We start from the raw sequence: 18,257 nt of genomic DNA, 5'->3' as shown, positions 1-18,257 counted from the left end.
AAAATGATCATTTCGCACGCACCAGAGCCCGCTGTGGCCTCTTGAGCTCAACGCCCAGGAAAGCGAGGGTCATGATCGACAGGATGCATACGCCCGCTGGCGGTGACCACAACCGCGCATAGATCATCGCCGTCGCCACGAGGGTGGACATCGTGAGGCTGAAGGCAATTGCGATGGCAATGCTCAGGGGGAGCGCGCCAGCGGCATGGGCCGAACGCGGGGGGGCGAAGCGGAGGAGCAGCACCAGCGCCGTTCCAGGCCCGGCCAGCATCAGCAGGCCGATCACCGCCAAGCGCAGGCCCTCGGGGCCGACAAACGAGAGCGGTATGGCTGCTAGGGCGACGGTTGCCGTCGCATAGCTCACGTAGCTGCGTTCAGTTGCCATTGCTAACTCCTTTGATGTGGAAAATCACGCCGCCTGCGTTTTCATAGATTTTCGTCCAGCCCGGACTCGTGGCGCAGGTGGCGGTAAAACGTTGAAGATCGCCGACTGGAGTCGAACCGCGAAGTTCGGCCGCCTCCCGCTGGCTTTCGGTAACGATGAGGTACGCGCCCGCTTTGTGGGCGATCTGGTTGGCCGCGTCACAGCTGAGCGGCGCGGCGTTGGGAATGGGCTCGGCAGCAAGGAGCGCCCGGTAGTCATAGTCCGCGTAGTGCTGATATCTCCACGGGGTGTTGCGCACTGCCTCAATGAGGACGGCGCCGGTGGGAGCAGTCGAGTAGAGGCGGTTCACTAAGGCGATTTCGTCGTTGTTGAAGCTCTCCATCCCGTCATTCCCGTATCGGGATACGACCGTGGCCGTAGCCAGTACCGCACCCATGAGCAGCAGCCCAAGGGCTCGGCGCACGTTCAGCCCGGAATTACTCTCAGACATCAGTGGCAGCACCGCCAGACAGACAGCAAACGGAAGGCTGAAGAGGTACAAGCGCAGAAGTAGCTCGCCGCCATATGGCTGGAGCGGAATCAGCACCAGCGGCGCCAGCGCTGCGGCCGCGGCGGCCAACCACGGTACCTTCCGCCGGTAGCCCACTATGGCGCCGGCAACGGCGAGAATCCAGACTAGGGCGACCTCGGCGATGCGCGTGTAGACAACCAGCACATGGGCGTCGCTGCCTGAGACCCTGGTGCTCAGCGCACCGACGCTGTTCGCACCAATGTCACCAATGGAGCCAATCAGTTGGCCGAAGTGCCCCGCCAAGAATGTTGAGGCCGCAAAGAGCAGCCAGCCTACCGGCAGGACCACGGCCAGGACGGGCAAGAAGCGCAGCCGGAGATGACCGGTCAGCAGAAGCGCAGCCAAAATGGGGATCACGGCGAAGGGGCTGAGCTGATGTGAAGCCGTCATTGCAAGCAGGAACAGCCCGCAGACCACCACAAGCACCGCGGTGTCTGTCGGGATCGGTTCCACGGCGCCGTAACCGGGCACCGAGCTGTCGAGCTTCCTGACATTGCGGGTAAGCCACCGGGAGAACCTGGTGCGCTCCGTGGGCCAGGCCCATCCGCCGAAGACGCTAAGCAGGCAGGCGACCAGGGTGAGAAGGAGCACGAACGAATGCGCCTGCGGCGACAGATAGTCCTGTCCAATCCAGCTGGCCAGGTAGAAGATCCAGACAGCCGCCCATGCCTGGCGCGGATTTGCCGTCAACCGCCGGGCCAAGGCCAGCAGCGGCGCGAGCAAGAGGAAGTTGATCCCCATCGGCGCCCAAGTTGCGATGCCAAACAGGTCCTTCACCCCGGTGGCTCCGGAGAACATTCCCAGCATGCTGAAGAATCCGGGCCAGTCAAAGTACGCGTCCAGGGTCGGATCTAGCTGGCCCGATTGGGCAATGGTGTCGGCAATGCCGAGATGTCGGAAGCTGGCCTCGAGTCGGGGCAGGCCATGGATGATGGGGTCAGCTCCCGCGAGGATTACCACTGTCACCAGAAGCTGCCAAGTCAAAAGTACCGGGACCAAACGGCGGAGGCTTAACGAACCGACAAATGCGGCCAGGCTGAGCCCGAGCGCCACGAAATAGGCCGGGGGGAGGACGCCAATGAGTCCAGCCCCGCCGATCAGAAGGGGATCGACCTGGGTCATGCTCCAGACGCCGAGGGCGAGGGCGGCCGCGGCCGCTGCGGCCAGGGCACCGATGTGCCACGACGGCGTCAGCCCGAGGTTGCGGTGAGTGGGCGGTTTGACACCGCCGACGTGCGCATGGGCGTGCGCGTCATGCCGATGGCCGGTGTGCACGGGGAGGCTAGTTGCCGTTTCGTGTGTCATCTTCTCTCGATTCAGGTCGGCTGGTGTCGCGCTGAAGGAATCTCGCTTGCGGTGGCCGCGGGTTTCACTCGGGTCAGGGTGAACAGCCGCCAAGCGGCAATCAACGAAGCTGTTGCTTGGGCGACGGCCCAGAGGACGGAGACTCCGGTGAGGCCATATTGCTGGGCCACGGCCGCGGCGGGTGCCACGACCAGGACGGCTGCTAAAGTGGCGACGATAGTAGATTCGAAAAGCCGCCCTTGGGCCCGGCACAGCCCGTAGTAGACCTGTGTCACGCAACTCAGGAGGAGTGCCGGGACGAGTACAGGGATGAGGACCCACGCGGACGCGTACTGCGGCCCGAGGAAGCCCAGAACCAAGGGGCCGGCCAGCATCAGTATCAGCCCTGCCACGAGCGTCAGCAGGAAGCTGGCGCGCAACGCGGAGGCGAGGAGGCCCGGCCGCGCCCGCGTTCCCGCGAGTGCCGTTTGCAGGGTAAACCCGGCGGACTGCGGCACGAAGAACACCGCGGAGGCCATCATCCACACCACGTACCAAGCGGCAGTCGGCGCCGGGCCCAGGGTAGCTGCAACGATGAGCGGGAGCAGGTAGCCGGGCGCGCGGTCGGCGAGCGTGAGGGCGTGGTTGGGAAGCCCCGGCTTCAGGAGATTTAGGGCCGGACGAAGCCGGACGCCATGCTTCCAGTCGGGGGACACGTGGGCCCGGGCCAGCTGGCGCAGCCCTACGAGGACGCTGGCCAAGGCGCCGGCGGCAACGGCGCCCACAATCACCGCGAGGTCACGGAGTCCAACGGCCAACACGGCAGCCAGGAAGAGGAGCTGCACGAGGGACTGTGCGAGGCTTCTGACCAGCGTGCGGTCGGCCCGTTCCTGGGCTACGCCCACGTGGTCGAGCTGGTAGGCGCTGGCGGCGAGCAGTGCCGTGGCCAGGAAAAGAACGGTGACCAGGGGGTCGGCCCAGGCGTCGCCCACGCCCGTGCCGAGCCACGAGGTGACGGCAACCAGCAGGCCCGCGCCCAGTACGGAGCACGTTGCCACGGTAAGCAGGCCGGTGGCGATGAGGCGCCGGCCGCCATCACTTTCCGTGGGCAGCAGTGTCAGCGTGGCGGGCCCGACGCCGAGCATCCCCAGCTGCACGGTCAGGAGCGCAGCTGCGACCACCGCGGACCCAAGACCTATTTGCTCCGGCGGGAGCACGAGGGCCGCGAGTGCCCAGAACAGGAAGCCCGTCACCATGGGGGCGATCCTCGCGGCGGCCAGCCAGGCCGCGTTCCCGCCGACCGAGATTTGTTTGTGTGCCGGCCGCAGGAGCTCGCCGGCCATGGCGCGATAGTTGTAGAGCAGAAAGCCCATCCAGTACGGCAGGAAGCGGGGTGCGCGGACCAGAGACAGGCCCACGCCCCGCACAGTGGCCAGGAAGGGCAGCATCACCAGCCAGCCGGCGCGGCCTGTGTGCTTGCGGACGGTCCGGGCCATCCCGGCCCCATCCTGGAGCCACTGGTCGCGGGCGTAGTCGAACGTATCGTCGAACCGGTGCCTGACCACAACGGAATCGGAGACGCCGAGCCGGTATCCTGCCTGCTCCAGACGGATCCTCAGTTCCACATCTTCGCCGGAGCGGAAGTCGTCGTCGAACCCGACATCTAGCAGTACGTCGCGGCGCATCAGCGTGGCGCTGACGCCAAACCACTTGCGCACCCGGCTGTGATTATGGTGCCAGGCCAACGCAGCACCCCAGTAACCGGGGCCATCGGCTTCACTGGCCAGCCCGAATTGCAGGCCGTCATAACCACCGGCCTCGAATTCGGTCAGCAGCCGGGGCAGACTGTTCGACGGAAGGACGACGTCAGCGTCGATCAGTGCCACTACTTCACCGGTGGCGCTCCGGGCGCCGAGCATCCGTGCGGCAGGCAGGCCGCGTCCCTCATCGGAGATGACAGTTGCGCCGCAGTCGCGGGCGATTTCGGCAGTGTCATCCGTCGAGCAGCCATCGACCACGATCATTTCGTACGGGTGTTGGCTGCGGATCGACTCCAAACACTCGCCCAGCCAGGCTGCGGCATTGCGCGCCGGAACGACAACCGACACCTTCAGATCGCTCACGTGGCCTCGCCTCACTCGTCCAGTTTTGAACGAACCAGATTCGCGATGAAGTCAGAGGCCTGGTCCGCTGACCAGGCGGCGGGCAGCCGGAGCAGCCAGCAGGGAACGTCCTCCAGGGCCCGGCGCACCACGGCCGCCTTCTGGCCAAAATGCTCCTCCAGGGGGACGAGGCTGGTGGCGCCGAGGGCCTCGACAAGGCGCCGCGAGACCATTGGCAGTTCCGAATGGAAGTTGCCGACGACCCGGGACGTCATCCACTCGGCGCTGCGTGCCTCCAGCCGCGCGTCCGCGCCGTCGAAGCGCTCGAGGAAGATGGCCAGCTGTGCGGGAGCCGCGGAGGAGATCCGCTGCGCCCCGAAAACGTGCTCCGGCTGCACCATGCGGTGTTCGGGGGACCAGCGCCGGGTGAACGCGGCTGTTTTCGGATAGCGGACAATGACCGGATGGACCGCCGTTGCCAGATTGGCGACGGGCGTCGTCAGCCATCCTGGGGCCAGGGGCTTGCGCGTTCCCCGGAACATGTCCGGGTAGATGGCGCGGTGGTGGGGCTTTATGAACATCGGTTTGGCATAGCCCATGAGCATTCCGCCGGCGCCCATGAAGGCCCAGTCGTCGGCCATGAACCGAACGTCGGGCATGGCCACCAGCTTCGCCACCGTACTGGTCTTTCCAACCCCGCCCCAGGCCGGCAGGAGAACCCCCGAGCCGCGGAAGTCCACCACGGCGGCATGGATCATCGCCGTCTCCTCCCGGACGCACAGCCGGTCCAGCAGCGGAATCACAGAGGTCAGGAGCTCGCCGGCGCCTTCGATCCTGTAACCGTCCTTCGTTTCGATGATCTGGACGCGGTCCGCCGGAATATAGAGGGACTCCCCGGTGAACCGGTAGGCATCCTCCGCGTGCGACTGGCTGGAAACCGGCGATATCTTGGCACCGATGGTGATGCGCCGCGGCGCGGTGGACATCCCCAGGAACGGGGCGAGCATGTCCCTCAGTTGCGGTTCCCCCGGCGTTCCCGCCTCCACGTCGATGCCCACGATCCCGTGGACATCGAAGGAGGCTCCGGTAGAGGCGCCAATGGGCTGTTTCACGTCGCGCTCAGGTTGGCTCATGATCCAAGCTTTCTGGGGTCGGGTTCCTGCGGTCAGGTGGTTCCGGGTGCAGGGCCTGCCCCGGACGGTTTACGGGGAAGAGCGTTGCGCGGTTCATTTGACTTCCCGCCACGGCTCTTCCGGCGACACCGCGGCCGCTTTGGCCGGCGATGGCGCCGCAGGCAGGCGGCGGCCGCGCACGTAGCCGGTCGCGGTGGACGCCAGCACGGCGATGATGGCCGCTGCCCGGCCGAGCCCGGCACGGTCCCCGCCGCCGAGCCAGCCGCGGATTCCGGCAAACACTGCACGTGGGAGGACCTGCCGGACGTAGCGCCGTTCGGGGCCAAGCGCCCGTTTGTGGCCGACCACCCTGCTGACCTGCGCCTTGGAAATCCCTTCGCCCCAGGAACGGGCCAGCATGTAGCGCAGCGTGCCGCGCTCGGCCGGAACGTGGTGATGCACCAGGGCCGCCGGCTCATAGACCACCCGGGATCCGGGAGCTCCGATCACCGCGCGGATGCACAGTTCGGTCTCTTCGCAGCCCAGCGGGACGGCGTCCTGGCGGCCCAGGGCTGTGTTGAAACCGCCAACCCTTTCCAGGACATTGGCGCGGAAGGACATGTTCGCGCCAATGACGTTGCGGACCTCAGTGGCGACTTTGGGCATGCCGCGGTACGTGCAGCCGACAATCCAGTCGAGTTCGCTGGCGAAGTGGCCCGGCCGTCCTGCCTCCCAGAGAGGTTCCACCCGACCTCCGACAGCCAGAACGTCGGGGTCGTCGTACATCGCCGCGAGCCGCTCGAGCCAGTCCGGTTCGGCTTCGGCATCGTCATCGAGGAAGGCCACGATCTCTGCCTTGGCGATGCCCGCCCCGGTGTTGCGCGCGCCGGAGAGACCTTTGGGTCCGCTGTTCTCGACGATTACGGCGTCCGGGACGGTAAAGATCAGGCGCTTGTACAAGTCCACGTTGTAGTCCACGACGACAATCGTCTGCTTGGGCGGGACGGTCTGGGTGCGGACCGAGTCCAGGGCGCCGATCAGCCGGTCCCACCGGTCCTCGGAGTAGGAGCAGATGACCACGGATACTTCCGGAAGGCTGGAGTTCTCGGACATCCTATTCGCCTGCCCGTACGCCCAGGACGCTGCTGGGATCGGTGGGAACGTGCGGGAAGACCTCGTTGGGGTATTTGTATTTGACCCGACGCAGGGCTTCGGGGCGGGCGCCGGCGGTCGGGGCTTCCCAGCTGACGCGCTCGCGGGCGAGGGTGCGGAGGACCCGCCAGCCGTCCCGGAAGGTATGCAGGTTTGACTGCCCGGAGATGCGTGACAGTTCGTGGCTGGGTACCTCGGCAATGCGCAGGCCCGCCCTTGAGGCCCGGACAATCAGTTCAGTTTCGATCTCGAACCCGTCCGACTCCAGCTCCAGAATGTCAACGCATTCGCGGCGCAGGGCGATGTAGCCGTAGCAAAGGTCCGAGTAGTCGCTGTGGAGGACAGTGTTGGCGAGCCGGGTGAGCATCTTGTTTCCGCCGCTGCGCAGCCATGTGAGGTCGTCTGAGCCGCCGCCCGTCACATAGCGGGAGCCTTTGACGAAGTCGTATTCGTGCTGGAGCGGAGTCACCAGCCAGCCGATCTCCTGGGGGTCCATACTGCCGTCGCCGTCAAGCATGACGATGATGTCGCCGGAGGCAGCGGCGAATCCGGCCCGCACGGCGTTTCCTTTGCCAGGGCGGGGCTCTGCAACCACCACGACGTCCAGGCGCAAGGCCCTGGCCACTTCCACTGTGCCGTCCAGGGAACGGCCGTCAACAATTACTACCTCATCCACATAGGAGGGCATACGCCGCAGCACCCACGGCAGATTCATTGCCTCGTTCAATGTGGGGATCACCACGCTGACCGAGGGATTTGCCGGTGGGGGCGTCGTTTGGGGGCGCACGTTCGGCTTGAGATTCGGGATGGACACTGGCCTCACCACTCAATGACGTATTCTGCTCGTCGCAACTACAGCGCTTTCCGACTCCTCCGACCGGAAAATAGACCCAATGCTTACGCTGTTCGGTTGTCGACAACTTAGTGATATACCCCAGGCTTAAAGTTTGGTTTCGCCACCTTGCATTAACCTTGGATTAACTGGATCTTTCAACCAAATTTGAGGCAAAACTGTTGATGGGCGGTTGCCTACATGCGACACTGGCCCGATGCGGACACCCGTTAATTGGGGGCGCGTGCCGGCAGGACGCCGGCGTCTCCTGACTCTCATGACCATGGCGGTTCCCGCCATGGTCATGGTCTTGGCCCTGGCGGCGTGCGGCACGGATGCCGCTCCACGGGGCGAGCGGCCGCTGTTCACGTCCATTTCGGCGTCGCCGGCCGGACCGTCAGGCGCCCCGGGCGCCGGCACCACGGACTCTGGCTCCGCTTCGGGGGCACCGATGGGAGTCCCGGAGGGTGGTGACGCTACAGGGGCCGCCCCGGCAACGAAGAGTCCGCCGGCACTCCAATCCGCACCTGGCTCGGCCCCGATTCCGGTCCGGACCACGGACACGACTATGACGGGTGACCTGCCCGGGTGGAAGCAGGTTTTTGTCGACGACTTCTCCGCTGGCGACGTCCCGCTGGGCCGATTCCCGGGCCCGCTTTACAGCGCACGGTGGAGTGCCGGCTACAAGGACGGGACTCCGGACACTGCCGGCCAACGCAGCGGCGGCAAGTCCGGCTACTACCCGTCCAAGGTGCTTAGCGTCCGCAACGGCTCGCTGGATTGGTACCTGCACTCGGAAAACGGGATCTCGATGGGGGCCGCGCCGACGCCCAAGATCCCCAACGCCAGCTCCAATCCACCGCGTGCCAATAGCCTCCTCCACGGCCGGTACTCGGTCCGCTACCGGGCTGATGCACTGCCCGGGTTCAAAACGGCATGGCTACTGTGGCCGGACAGCGGCGTCTGGCCCCGGGACGGCGAGGTGGACTTCCCCGAAGGAGACCTGGCCAAAATTATTTACGGCGCCGTCCACTATGACCGGAACGGCAAGGATGCTTGGGAGAAGCTCGACTCCGACCAATACGTCACTTCGTGGCATGTGGCCACGATGGAATGGAGCCCGGGGAAGGTCGAGTTCTTCCTTGACGGGCGGTCCCTGGGCGTCAGCACTAAGGCCCCGACGTCGCCCATGCACCTGATCCTGCAGACTGAGTCCTGCCTCACCGGCTGTCCGGCCCCGGCGGCCCAGGGGCACGTCTTGCTGGATTGGATCAGCATCTGGGTGCCGGCTTGAGGCGTTAGGAAGCGGACGTAGTCGGAAGGCCGGCGGGTCACCGGCCTTCCGGCTCCTGGCGGCGAATCACTACCGGCGGAGGGTAAAGGAATCCGAGAAGCTGTAGCCGTCGGCGGGAATGAACCGGGCGGCAAGTTCATCCGCCGTCGCCATGACATCCAGGGTCCCAAAAGCCGGGTCCTGGTTCTTCCCGGATGTGCTGGCGAAGTAGCGCATCTCCGGGTCCTCGGACCGGACGTTGTAGAGTCCGACGCCGCCAACGCCGATGGTGGCGAACACGGTCCCCGAGCCCTGGGCCATGGCGTCATCGGTATCGGCCAGGCATGCGGAGGCGAAGGTCGCGGGAACGAGTTCCGCGCAGCCTCCGCCCGTGGCCAGTTGATGCGTCCGCTGATAGACGTGGTCGTGGCCGGACAGGACCAGGTCCACCTGCTTTTCGATCAGCATGTTCGTGAAGTCCTGCCCCGCCTGGCAGTCGTAGTTGCCGACGCTCAGGCACGGGGTATGCATGCCCACCACCGTCCAGGGGATGTTCTGCGATTTGGCCTCGTCGATTGCGTCCGCGGTCCAGCGCCAGCGTTCGCTGTCCCTTGAGTAGTCCAGCGGCTCCCCGCCCCGGAAATCGATGCCGGGGGAAACCATGATGAAGCGGACAACCGGATTCTGCTCGGGGACATCGAGGCGCCATTGGACGCCGTATTCGCCCTGGAGGCCAGGCATCCTGTTGGGCAGGCACCGGACATACTTCTCGATGTCGCCATCCCGGCCGTCACTCTCGTGGTTTCCGGTCACCAACTGGTACGGGAAGTTCTCGCCGAGACGCGCGGTGACCATGTCGCAGAACTCCTGTTCGAGCCCGGCCTTGTATGCGAAGTCGCCCAGGGCCAGGTTCAGGTGGGGATTGAGGCCGGCAACGGCGTCGAGCACTTTCTTGGCGCCCGAGCCTACGCCGATGTCACCCTGGGCGGTGAAGTGCACGGGCCCCCCGGCCGACGGCGCGGCAGACGACGACGGCGGTGGGGGCGACGGCACGGGGGACGAGGGTGTGCCGGGGCTCGGGCGCGGTGCGGGTTCCGGCGGACCGGGCTGGCAGGCGGAAAGCAACAGACCCAGGCTCAGCAAGCAAGCGCAGATACCCGCCTTGCCACGTTTCCCCAGGGACCTGGCCACGATTCCTCACATCATTTGGTTGATCAGGACTGTGTGAATAGTTCTGCGAAATTCGGTGATTGCCCGGCATTTATAGGCCAGAGTAACCCGCCCGTGGAGCGAAGGCCAGAGAACGCGTCGGCCCCGGACCGCTGGATCCGCCGCCGGAAATCCCGCCGCCGCCGCGCGACGCAGCCGCCCGGCGTGGCCGCTGGCGTGTCGCGTGCCGCGTGTCCCGCCTCAGGGCCGGTGGGACCTAGCCCGGGACGGGCTTCCTCGTTAGCATGCAGAGTGGGGAATACCCCGACCGCCCCGGTGGGACAGGCCCGCCACCGCTCGAAGGAGACCGTTGTGACTCTGCCCGAAGGTTTGACCCCCGGAGTGTGGACATTGGACATGTCCCACAGCGAAATAGGTTTCAGCGTCCGCCACGCGGGCATCAGCAAGGTCCGCGGCCGGTTCAACGAGGCCTCCGCCGAGGCAAGGGTGCGCGAGTCGCTGGCGGACGCAAGCCTGCACGCCACGGTCAAGACCGCCAGCTTCGATTCGGGCGACGCCAACCGCGACGGCCACGTCCGCGGCCCGGACTTCTTCGACGTTGAGCAGTTCCCCGACATGACTTTTCGGGCCACCGGGATCCGGGGTGAGGGGGAAGACTATGTGCTGACCGGCGAGCTCACAATCCGTGGCGTCACCAAGCCGGTGGAGCTCGAAGTCGAGTACACCGGCGTAGCGGTGGACCCCTTCGGCGCCACCCGGGCCGGATTCAGTGCCGAGGCGGACATCAGCCGGAAGGAGTTCGGCCTGACGTGGAACGCCGCCCTTGAAGCGGGCGGCCTGCTGGTCAGCGACAAGGTCAAGATCAACGTTGAGGCCGCCATGGTCAAACAGGCCGATACCTAAGCACCGACGAGGCGGGCCCAACCCGGCCGGGCACCCGTGGACCGGGCTCGTGGAAACCTGTCCGGGGTTGGGCGCGAAAGTCAGGGATCTTTCCGGGTAAACCACTGATCCGAATGTCACTCCTACGGGCGAGAATTAATCCATGAAGACACTCTTGAACATCATCTGGCTGCTCTTCGGCGGCCTGTGGCTTGCCTTGGGATATTTCCTGGCCGGCGTCGTCTGCTGCCTGCTGGTCGTCACCATTCCGTGGGGCCTGGCCTCGTTCCGCATCGCGTCCTATGCCTTGTGGCCGTTCGGCCGAATGGTGGTGGACAAGCCCGGCGGCAACGGCATATTCACCCTGGTGGGAAATGTCATCTGGCTGCTTGTGGCCGGGATCTGGATCGCGATCGCACACGTCGTTACGGCCTTCGCCATGGCCATCACGATTATCGGCATTCCGCTGGCGATCGCCAATCTCAAGCTCATACCCATCTCGCTGATGCCGCTCGGCAAACAAATCATCCCGAGCAACACCCCGTATGTGACCGCCTACAGCCCCGGCCGGCGCTAGGCGGCGGCAGCGCAGCCAGCAGGCCGGGGCACTTCGCCTGTCAGTTCAAGCAATCCGAAGGAGAGGACCATGAGCCAACCGGCATCCGGCGACACGGACCTCATGCTGGTCATTGTCCGCGAGTTCAGGGCGCCGATCCAGGGTGTGTGGTCGGCTTTGACGGACCCGGACCAGGCTCCGCAGTGGTGGGGTCCGCGCGGCTTCCACGTCCCGCGCGAGAGCGTCGACGCGGACCTCGAAGTTGGCGGCCTGTACCGCGCCTGCATGATCCAGGACAGTACCGGGCAGCAATTCTGGTGGAGCGGGGTGCATACCGATGTCGAGCCGCCGCACCTGTTCGTGTTCACCCATGCCTGGGACAGGCCGGACGGCACCCGCGGCTTCGAGACCGAGGTGACCATCCGGTTGGAGGAGATCGACGGCGGCACGCAGATGACCTTCACCCAGGGGCCGTTCGACTCCGCGGAAAGCCGCGACCGCCATGGGGAAGGGTGGCGCGAGTCCTTCGACCGGCTGGCGAATCACCTCAGCGTGGCTGCCTGAGCCGCCGGCCTCCGGCGGGAGGCCGGGACACGGCTCACGCGAGTTCGCCCTGCAGGTTCCGGCGGGCCGCGTCCAGCCACAGTGTCCGGCCACGGTCGGTGTGGAAGAGCGGATCGAGCTGCAGCAGCTGGCGGACGACGGCGGCGCGGCCGGCGGCGAAGTCGGCGTCGCCGATGTGGGCGAAATCTTCCCTGACGGCGGCGAGGTAGCGGGCGTAGGCCTCCGGTTCCCCTCCTAGGACGGAGAGGTCGGCGTCGCTGAGCAGGGCGCCGTCGTCGTCTCCGGGCTCCGGGCAGTGGTCGGCCGTCAGCAGCACCAGCCGCACCACTTCGTCCACCTCGGCGGCTGGGAGACCGGCATGCCTGAGCCGGTCGTCGGCCAGCCGCGCCGACTCTTCCTCGTCCTGGCCCGCAACGCCGCGGTAGACGGCGTCGTGGAACCAGGTGGCCAGCAGCACGGTGCGGGGCGGATCGGCCGGATCGCACAGCAGGTCCAGGGCTTCCAGCACCGCCAGCAGATGGGTGCGGCCGTGGTACTTCCGGTGTTCCTCGCCCCAGCGGTCCAGCAGGTCCAGGAAGAGGGCGTCGTGGCCCGGCAACGCCTCGTTCCAGCGGTTCAGGAGCGGGACCCGGAGGGCCTTGCCGCGCCGTCGTGCCGGGATCCGCAACCCGCTGGCGATCAGCTTTCGGACGAGGACCCGGCCCTCCACAGCAATGGCGCCGGCCGCCACCAGGGCCTCGTACCGGGCCTCGGCGACGTCGTAGTGGTCGCCATCGAACGCTCGCCCGGGGATGCCGGCGGCTGCGGCGAAGGCGTGCAGTTCCGCCAGCGACGTGTCCGAGACCAGGTGGGAAAAGTGGGTTCCGTGGGCAGGCCAGAGTGGCGGATCGACGTAGACGGCCATGGTGGCAGTCTAGCCCCGACCCCGGACACGCGCGGCCCGGACTGCGGGCACCGGGCCGGCGCCGCCGTCGGGGTCATGCCGCGACGGCGGGTCGGATGTTCTGGTTGCCGCGGAACACGTTCCCGGGATCAAACTCGCGTTTCACTTCTGCCAGCCGGTTGTAGTTTTCGTCGCCGTAGGCCGCGCGGATCCGGGCCTGGCCTTCGTCGCCGATGAAGTTCAGCCAGACGCCCCCGGTCGCGTAGGGGGAGATGTCCTTGCGGAAGCGTTTGACCCATGCCTTCGCGTCCTGCCCGCCCTGCGGGGTGTCGCCCAGGCCGAACGGGTGGCTCACCCAGTTGGCGGTCCGGTTCAGCAGCGGGGTGGCCGCGGCGGCCGGCCCGTTCACCGCCCCGCCCCAATGGGCGATCAGTTGCTGGGAGCTTGGTCCCGGGAGGTTCCGGGCCGAGTCGATGATGACGTCCAGGGCGTCGTCGGAGAGATCGTCGTGATAGTCCGCGCTCCAGTAGTTGTACTTGCCCGGCGGGTCGTCCAGGGAGCACTGGAAGTCCGCGTAGCCGGTATCTTCCACCAGGTCCACAACAGGGCCCAGTTCCCGGTATGCCTTGGCATGTTCTTTGCCTTCCCCGGCATCCCCGGCGAAGACATACACGACGTACACCGCCATCTTGCCCACCATGGCCGCGGGCACGAAGGGTTCCGCCGGTGCAATCCCGTAGATGAGGGTGGCGGACTCTTCGTTGGGAGCCGCGGAGGCCAGATCCCGGTATCCGCGGCTGAGTTCCGGGGCTGCGTCCCCGGGCCACATCAGCACCCCGGCATGCACGCTTGGCCCCAGCTGATGTAGGCCGAACGTAAACGAGGTGGCGACGCCGAAGTTCCCGCCGCCGCCGTGCAGGGCCCAGAAGAGTTCGGGATTCTCCTGGGCGCTGGCCGTCACCTGCTCGCCGGTGGCGGTGACCAGATCCACGGAGACGAGGTCGTCGCAGGCGAAGCCGAAGGCGCGCTCGAGCCAGCCGGACCCACCCCCGAGCGTGAAACCCGCGAGCCCGGTCGTGGAGACCCGCCCGCCCGTGATGGCGAGGCCGTACTCCTGGGTGGCTCGGTCAAACTCGCCGCAGGTAAGGCCCGCGCCCACCGTGGCAGTGCGGGCCTCCGGGTCCACCCGCACGGATTTCATCGGACGAACGTCGATCACGAGGCCGCCGTCGTTCATGGACATGCCGGCTACGGAATGGCCGCCGGCCCGGACGGCGACTTCGAAGCCGTGTGTCCGCGCGTACGCCAACGCCTCCGCCACCCCTTCCGGGTTGGCGCACGGGGCAATGACGGCCGGATGGCGGTCGATCATCGCGTTGAAGAGTCTTCGTGTTTCGTCGTACTCCGGGTGACCCGGCCTGACCCACCTCATGGCAGTGCTCCCTCGGTGACCGCGGCTCCGCCCCACTTTTCGAGCTTACGACTGCACGCCAGTTGTGGCTATGGCTCATTGCTTGGCCGTCCACGCAACGCCGGTGCGTTAGCCGCGGACACCTGTCCGCCGACTGGGTGTTCTGGTACCGGCGGCTGGCGGGAGTGGACGGTGGGTTAGCCGCGGGCGTCGCGTACCGGGTGCTGGCTGACGATGGAAACCCGGTTGAACGCGTTCATCGTAATCGCCAGCCAGCTGACGGCGGAAAATTCTTCGGCCGTCAGGTGCCGCCTGGCCTGTGCGCCTTCGTGGTCGCGGGTATAGGCGTCAGAGATGGTGGTGATGGCCTCGGCCAGCGTCAGGGCTGCGCGCTCCTTTTCAGAGAAAAGAGTGGTGTCGCGCCATGCGGGGAGGACGGCCAGGCGCTGGGCCGACTCGCCGTTCTTGACGGCATCGCCCACGTGCATGTCCAGGCAAAAGGCGCACCCGTTGATCTGCGAAATGCGGACATTGAGCAACTCGATGAGTGTGTCGTCCAGCCCGGCCTCGGTGGCGGCTTCCATGGCTTTCAGGCCCAGCCCGTTGAGTGCGCGCCAGGCAGCGGGGTGCGCCTTGTCAAGGAATATGCTCCGGTGCCCGGGATCCTGCGGTGCCGTCGTGGCGCTGGGGGCCCCGCGCCCCCCGGACCGCTCCTCCTGAGCCCGGACTTGCGGGCAGCGACTTTCGAGCCGGCCTCACGAGCCGGGTCACCTTAACTGGGCCTCATCAACCCGGCCACTCCTTCTGAGCCGTGCCATCCGAACCGGTCCAGGCTTCGCGCCACCGAGCTCCGCTAGGCCGGGCTTCGCGAGTTGGTTTTCACCAGTTCCCGCTTGGGGACATGTCCAGTTTTCAGCCAATCGTGCGGCTGCGGGAGACATGTCCAGTGGTCACGTCCGGCAGCGGGGGACATGTCCAGTCTTCAGGTCCGGGGATGAGCACAACGGGCCTATGTCCACTGGCAGAGGGCAGCGGAGGGCATGCCCGGTGGTCACACGTGGCGGGATGGGCATGTCCAGCTTTTGGGCAATTTTGCGGAGACGAGGGAGGGCATGTCCCATGGTCACGTCCGGCTGCGGGGGACATGTCCAGTCTTCGGGCCCGGGGATGGGCATAAAGGGAGTATGTCCACTGGCACGGGGCAGCAGAGGACATGTCCCGCGGACTCACAGGTGAGCAGGAGCAGCAGGAGCAGCACCAGCAGCATGGGAAGCCGCCGCAGCCGCACGGGCCAGTTCCGCCCCCGCCGCCTGCATGGCTGCCGGATCTCCGGCCACGATGATGCGGGCAAAGCTGTCTGCGTAGTCGCCGAGGTCCGCATCCACCGATCCCACCACCGCGTACACCGGCGTGGTGCCGGCACGGGCCAGGATGGCACCGACGATCTTCCCCTGGCCGGTCTGGGAATCCAGCCGGCCCTCGCCGACCACCACCGCGCTGCTGGCAGCCAGCTGCGCGTCGAAGCCCAGCAAATCCAGGACATAGTCCGCCCCTGACACCAGGCGGGCGCCGTAACGGGCCCACATTCCGCCGGAGAAGCCACCCGCCGCGCCGGTCCGGTCCACCAAGCGGGGATCGCCGCCGTAGTCCCGGGCGAACTCCGCCGCGAGCAGCTCGAGTCTGTGTGTCAGCAGCTCAACCGCGGCCGGCCCGGCTCCCTTCTGCGGCCCGAACACGCGTGCGGCGTCGGAGAAACGCGTCGTGACATCACTCAGGATCACCAGTTCGGCGCCGCGGAGCCCGCCGCGTTCCTCGATCCCGGCGATGGCGCCGGCCCCGCCGTCGGTGGTGGCCGAGCCCCCTGCCGCCACCACGATGCGGCGTGCGCCGTGCCGGGCGGCCTCCGCGATCAGGACGCCGGTGCCGTACGTGCTCGCCGTCAGCGGGTCACGACCGCCGGCGGACGGCAGGTTGAGGCCGCTCGCGACGGCCAGTTCGACGACGGCGGTCCCGTCGGCGGTGAGCCCGACCGCTGCCTCGACGGGTTCGCCCCACGGCCCGACCGTGGTGAGAAGGACGGGCCGGGCGTCCAGACCGCGGGCCAGGGCATCGGTGGTGCCCTCGCCGCCGTCGGCCACGGGCAGCTCGCGTGCCGCCGCGCTGGCCGAGCGGATGCCAGCCGCGATGTGCCCGGCCACCTCGGCCGCCGTGAAGGTGCCCTTGAAACTGTCCGGGGCCACCAGGATGCTCATCGGCTCAGAACCCTACGTTTTCCCGGCCCTTGAGCTGCAGCATCTGCCGCGCCTCGTCGGGGGTGGCGACCTCAAAGTTGAGGGCTTCCAGGATGGTGCGGATCCGGGTGACCTGTTCGGCGTTGGACGCGGCGAGCTGGCCGGGACCGATCCACAGGGAATCCTCCAGGCCCACCCGGACGTGGGAGCCCATGGCGGCGCCGATCGTGGCGAGCGGCATCTGGTTCTTGCCGGCGCCCAGGATGGACCACTCGTAGTCCTCGCCGAGCAGGCGGTCCGCCGTGCGGCGCATGTGCATGAGGTCCTCGGGGTGCGCGCCGATGCCGCCGAGCAGGCCGAAGACCGACTGGACGAACAGCGGGCCCCTGGCCAGCCCGCGGCCGTGGAAGTGCGCGAGGTTGTTCAGGTGCGAGATGTCGTAGCACTCGAACTCGAAGCGGGTGCCGTTCTGGTTGCCGATGCCCAGGATGGTCTCGATGTCCTGGAAGGTGTTCTTGAAGACGAGGTCGCGGCTTTTTTCGAGCCCTTCGCGCTCCCAGTCGTGGCCGAACTCGGTGAAGCGGTCCAGCATCGGGTACAGCCCGAAGTTCATCGAGCCCATGTTGAGTGAGGCAAGCTCCGGCTTGAACAGCGCCGCCGGCTGCATCCGCTCCTCGACGCTCATGTGCGGCGAGCCGCCCGTGGTGATGTTGATGACGGCGTCGGTGTTGCGCTTGAGCTTGTCCAGGATCGGGGCGAAGTGCTCGGGGTCCTGGGAGGGGCGGCCGTCCCTGGGGTCGCGGGCGTGCATGTGCACGATCGCGGCGCCTGCCTCGGCGGCGCCGATCGCGGCGTCGGCGATCTCCTCGGGGGAGACGGGCAGGTGCGGGGACATGGACGGGGTGTGGATGGCGCCGGTGACGGCGCTGGTGATGATGACCTTGCGGGCAGCAGCCATGGGAATGTCTCCTTGGTGGGCAGGGCGGGGCAGTGTGGGTGCGGGGCGGGCGGCGGCCTGGGGCGGACCGGCTCCCCAGGCAGTTCAGGTCAGTAGAGCTTTTCGGTGTTGCCGTCCACGGCGAGAGCCTGGCCGTTGACGTTGCGGGCCATGTCGCTGGCCACGAAGGCGGCCATGTTGGCGATGTCCTCGGCCTCGATCAGCCGGCCCAGCGAGGACTGGTTGTGGTACAGCGCGGACACGTCGTCCGCCGGCAGCTCGAGCATCCGGGCCTTGGCGGCGATGACGGAGTCAATGCGTGGGCCGTTGACGGCGCCGGGGCAGATGGCGTTGACACGGATGCCGTCCGGGCCAAGTTCGATCGCGAGGGTTTTGGTCAGTCCGACGACGGCCCACTTCGACGCCGAATAGGCGCTGCGGCCGGCCATGCCCAGCCGCCCGGCGGCCGAGGACAGGTTCACGATAGAGGCGCCGCTGCCCTCGCGCAGCAGGGGCAGGGCATGCTTGATGCAGAAGAACTGACCATGGATGTTGACGTCGAAGGTTGCCTTCCACGCCGCGGCGTCGAGGGATTCCAGGGGCCCGGTGGGCCCGGCGATGCCGGCGTTGTTGACGAGGACGTCGAGGCCGCCCATTTCGTCCCGGACGGTGTCCATGAGTTCGCGGACCTGGCCCTCGTCCGAGACGTCGCTGACCGCGGCGAGGAGCCCGTTGACGCGGGCCTTGTCGACGGCGTCGGGGTCGATGTCGGTGACGAAGACGGTGGCGCCGAGTTCCCGGAACTTGCTGGCGATGGCCAGGCCGATGCCGTTGGCTCCGGCCGTGACGAGGATGCGCTTGGCGGTGAAATCCATGAGTAGTCCTTGCAGTGAGATGGCTTGCGGACCCGCT

Annotated in this window: 17 protein-coding genes; 4 read left to right on the top strand and 13 right to left on the bottom strand. The window is 67.0% G+C overall.

Annotation, left to right across the window (positions count from 1 at the left end; genetic code table 11):
• Positions 1-7 precede the first annotated feature (7 nt).
• From AC1DZV_RS14380 to AC1DZV_RS14355, 6 genes are all read right to left on the bottom strand, one after another.
• Positions 8-385, bottom strand: a complete 378-nt coding sequence (locus AC1DZV_RS14380; protein ID WP_476950875.1) for a hypothetical protein — start codon at positions 383-385, stop codon at positions 8-10.
• On the bottom strand, positions 375-2,261 hold the full coding sequence (locus tag AC1DZV_RS14375) for a hypothetical protein (protein ID WP_476950874.1): 1,887 nt from the start codon (positions 2,259-2,261) through the stop codon (positions 375-377). Before AC1DZV_RS14375 ends, AC1DZV_RS14380 begins: the two co-directional genes overlap by 11 nt.
• Positions 2,262-2,272: 11 nt before the next feature.
• A complete protein-coding gene (locus AC1DZV_RS14370) occupies positions 2,273-4,363 on the bottom strand; it encodes a glycosyltransferase (protein ID WP_476953970.1) in 2,091 nt (696 codons plus the stop codon).
• Between the two features lie 11 nt (positions 4,364-4,374).
• Positions 4,375-5,475, bottom strand: coding sequence for a hypothetical protein (locus AC1DZV_RS14365; RefSeq protein ID WP_476950872.1), 1,101 nt, complete (start codon positions 5,473-5,475; stop codon positions 4,375-4,377).
• Between the two features lie 93 nt (positions 5,476-5,568).
• A complete protein-coding gene (locus AC1DZV_RS14360) occupies positions 5,569-6,567 on the bottom strand; it encodes a glycosyltransferase family 2 protein (protein ID WP_476950871.1) in 999 nt (332 codons plus the stop codon).
• A gap of 1 nt (position 6,568) precedes the next feature.
• Complete coding sequence (locus AC1DZV_RS14355) at positions 6,569-7,420, bottom strand: glycosyltransferase family 2 protein (protein ID WP_243180637.1); 852 nt, start codon at positions 7,418-7,420, stop codon at positions 6,569-6,571.
• A gap of 586 nt (positions 7,421-8,006) precedes the next feature.
• Here AC1DZV_RS14355 and AC1DZV_RS14350 point away from each other — a divergent pair.
• Complete coding sequence (locus AC1DZV_RS14350; RefSeq protein WP_476953969.1) at positions 8,007-8,732, top strand: glycoside hydrolase family 16 protein; 726 nt, start codon at positions 8,007-8,009, stop codon at positions 8,730-8,732.
• Between the two features lie 69 nt (positions 8,733-8,801).
• Here the strand turns inward: AC1DZV_RS14350 and AC1DZV_RS14345 are convergent, their stop codons facing one another.
• Positions 8,802-9,764, bottom strand: coding sequence for a metallophosphoesterase (locus AC1DZV_RS14345; RefSeq protein WP_476953968.1), 963 nt, complete (start codon positions 9,762-9,764; stop codon positions 8,802-8,804).
• Positions 9,765-10,232: 468 nt separating this feature from the next.
• On the opposite strand from AC1DZV_RS14345, the gene AC1DZV_RS14340 reads away from it, so the two are divergent.
• The 3 genes from AC1DZV_RS14340 to AC1DZV_RS14330 all read left to right on the top strand — a co-directional run bounded on the left by AC1DZV_RS14340 (position 10,233) and on the right by AC1DZV_RS14330 (position 11,883).
• On the top strand, positions 10,233-10,784 hold the full coding sequence (locus AC1DZV_RS14340; protein WP_028275465.1) for a YceI family protein: 552 nt from the start codon (positions 10,233-10,235) through the stop codon (positions 10,782-10,784).
• 142 nt (positions 10,785-10,926) lie between these two features.
• Positions 10,927-11,340 (top strand): YccF domain-containing protein, encoded by a 414-nt coding sequence (locus tag AC1DZV_RS14335; protein WP_028275466.1) that lies wholly within the window; start codon positions 10,927-10,929, stop codon positions 11,338-11,340.
• Positions 11,341-11,409: 69 nt separating this feature from the next.
• Positions 11,410-11,883 carry an SRPBCC family protein gene (locus AC1DZV_RS14330; protein WP_476950868.1) on the top strand — a complete coding sequence of 158 codons (474 nt, stop codon included), beginning with the start codon at positions 11,410-11,412 and terminating at the stop codon, positions 11,881-11,883.
• Between the two features lie 34 nt (positions 11,884-11,917).
• Here AC1DZV_RS14330 and AC1DZV_RS14325 read toward each other — a convergent pair whose 3' ends face one another.
• From AC1DZV_RS14325 to AC1DZV_RS14300, 6 genes are all read right to left on the bottom strand, one after another.
• Positions 11,918-12,787: a DUF4031 domain-containing protein gene (locus AC1DZV_RS14325; protein ID WP_476953967.1), complete on the bottom strand. Its 870-nt coding sequence runs from the start codon at positions 12,785-12,787 to the stop codon at positions 11,918-11,920.
• A 73-nt stretch (positions 12,788-12,860) separates the two neighbouring features.
• On the bottom strand, positions 12,861-14,198 hold the full coding sequence (locus AC1DZV_RS14320; RefSeq protein WP_476950866.1) for an FAD-binding oxidoreductase: 1,338 nt from the start codon (positions 14,196-14,198) through the stop codon (positions 12,861-12,863).
• Between the two features lie 176 nt (positions 14,199-14,374).
• The gene (locus tag AC1DZV_RS14315) at positions 14,375-14,824 is read right to left on the bottom strand and encodes a carboxymuconolactone decarboxylase family protein (RefSeq protein ID WP_476954017.1); all 450 of its coding nucleotides are present in this window, start codon (positions 14,822-14,824) and stop codon (positions 14,375-14,377) included.
• A 579-nt stretch (positions 14,825-15,403) separates the two neighbouring features.
• On the bottom strand, positions 15,404-16,429 hold the full coding sequence (locus AC1DZV_RS14310; protein ID WP_476953966.1) for a glycerate kinase: 1,026 nt from the start codon (positions 16,427-16,429) through the stop codon (positions 15,404-15,406).
• Between the two features lie 4 nt (positions 16,430-16,433).
• Complete coding sequence (kce, locus tag AC1DZV_RS14305; protein WP_476950863.1) at positions 16,434-17,366, bottom strand: 3,5-dioxohexanoate:acetyl-CoA acetone transferase; 933 nt, start codon at positions 17,364-17,366, stop codon at positions 16,434-16,436.
• A gap of 89 nt (positions 17,367-17,455) precedes the next feature.
• Positions 17,456-18,220 (bottom strand): SDR family oxidoreductase, encoded by a 765-nt coding sequence (locus tag AC1DZV_RS14300; RefSeq protein WP_476953965.1) that lies wholly within the window; start codon positions 18,218-18,220, stop codon positions 17,456-17,458.
• Positions 18,221-18,257 lie beyond the last annotated feature (37 nt).

The organism is Arthrobacter sp. P1_D12 (assembly GCF_056406175.1).
This window is presented reverse-complemented; position numbering and strand designations above follow the sequence as displayed.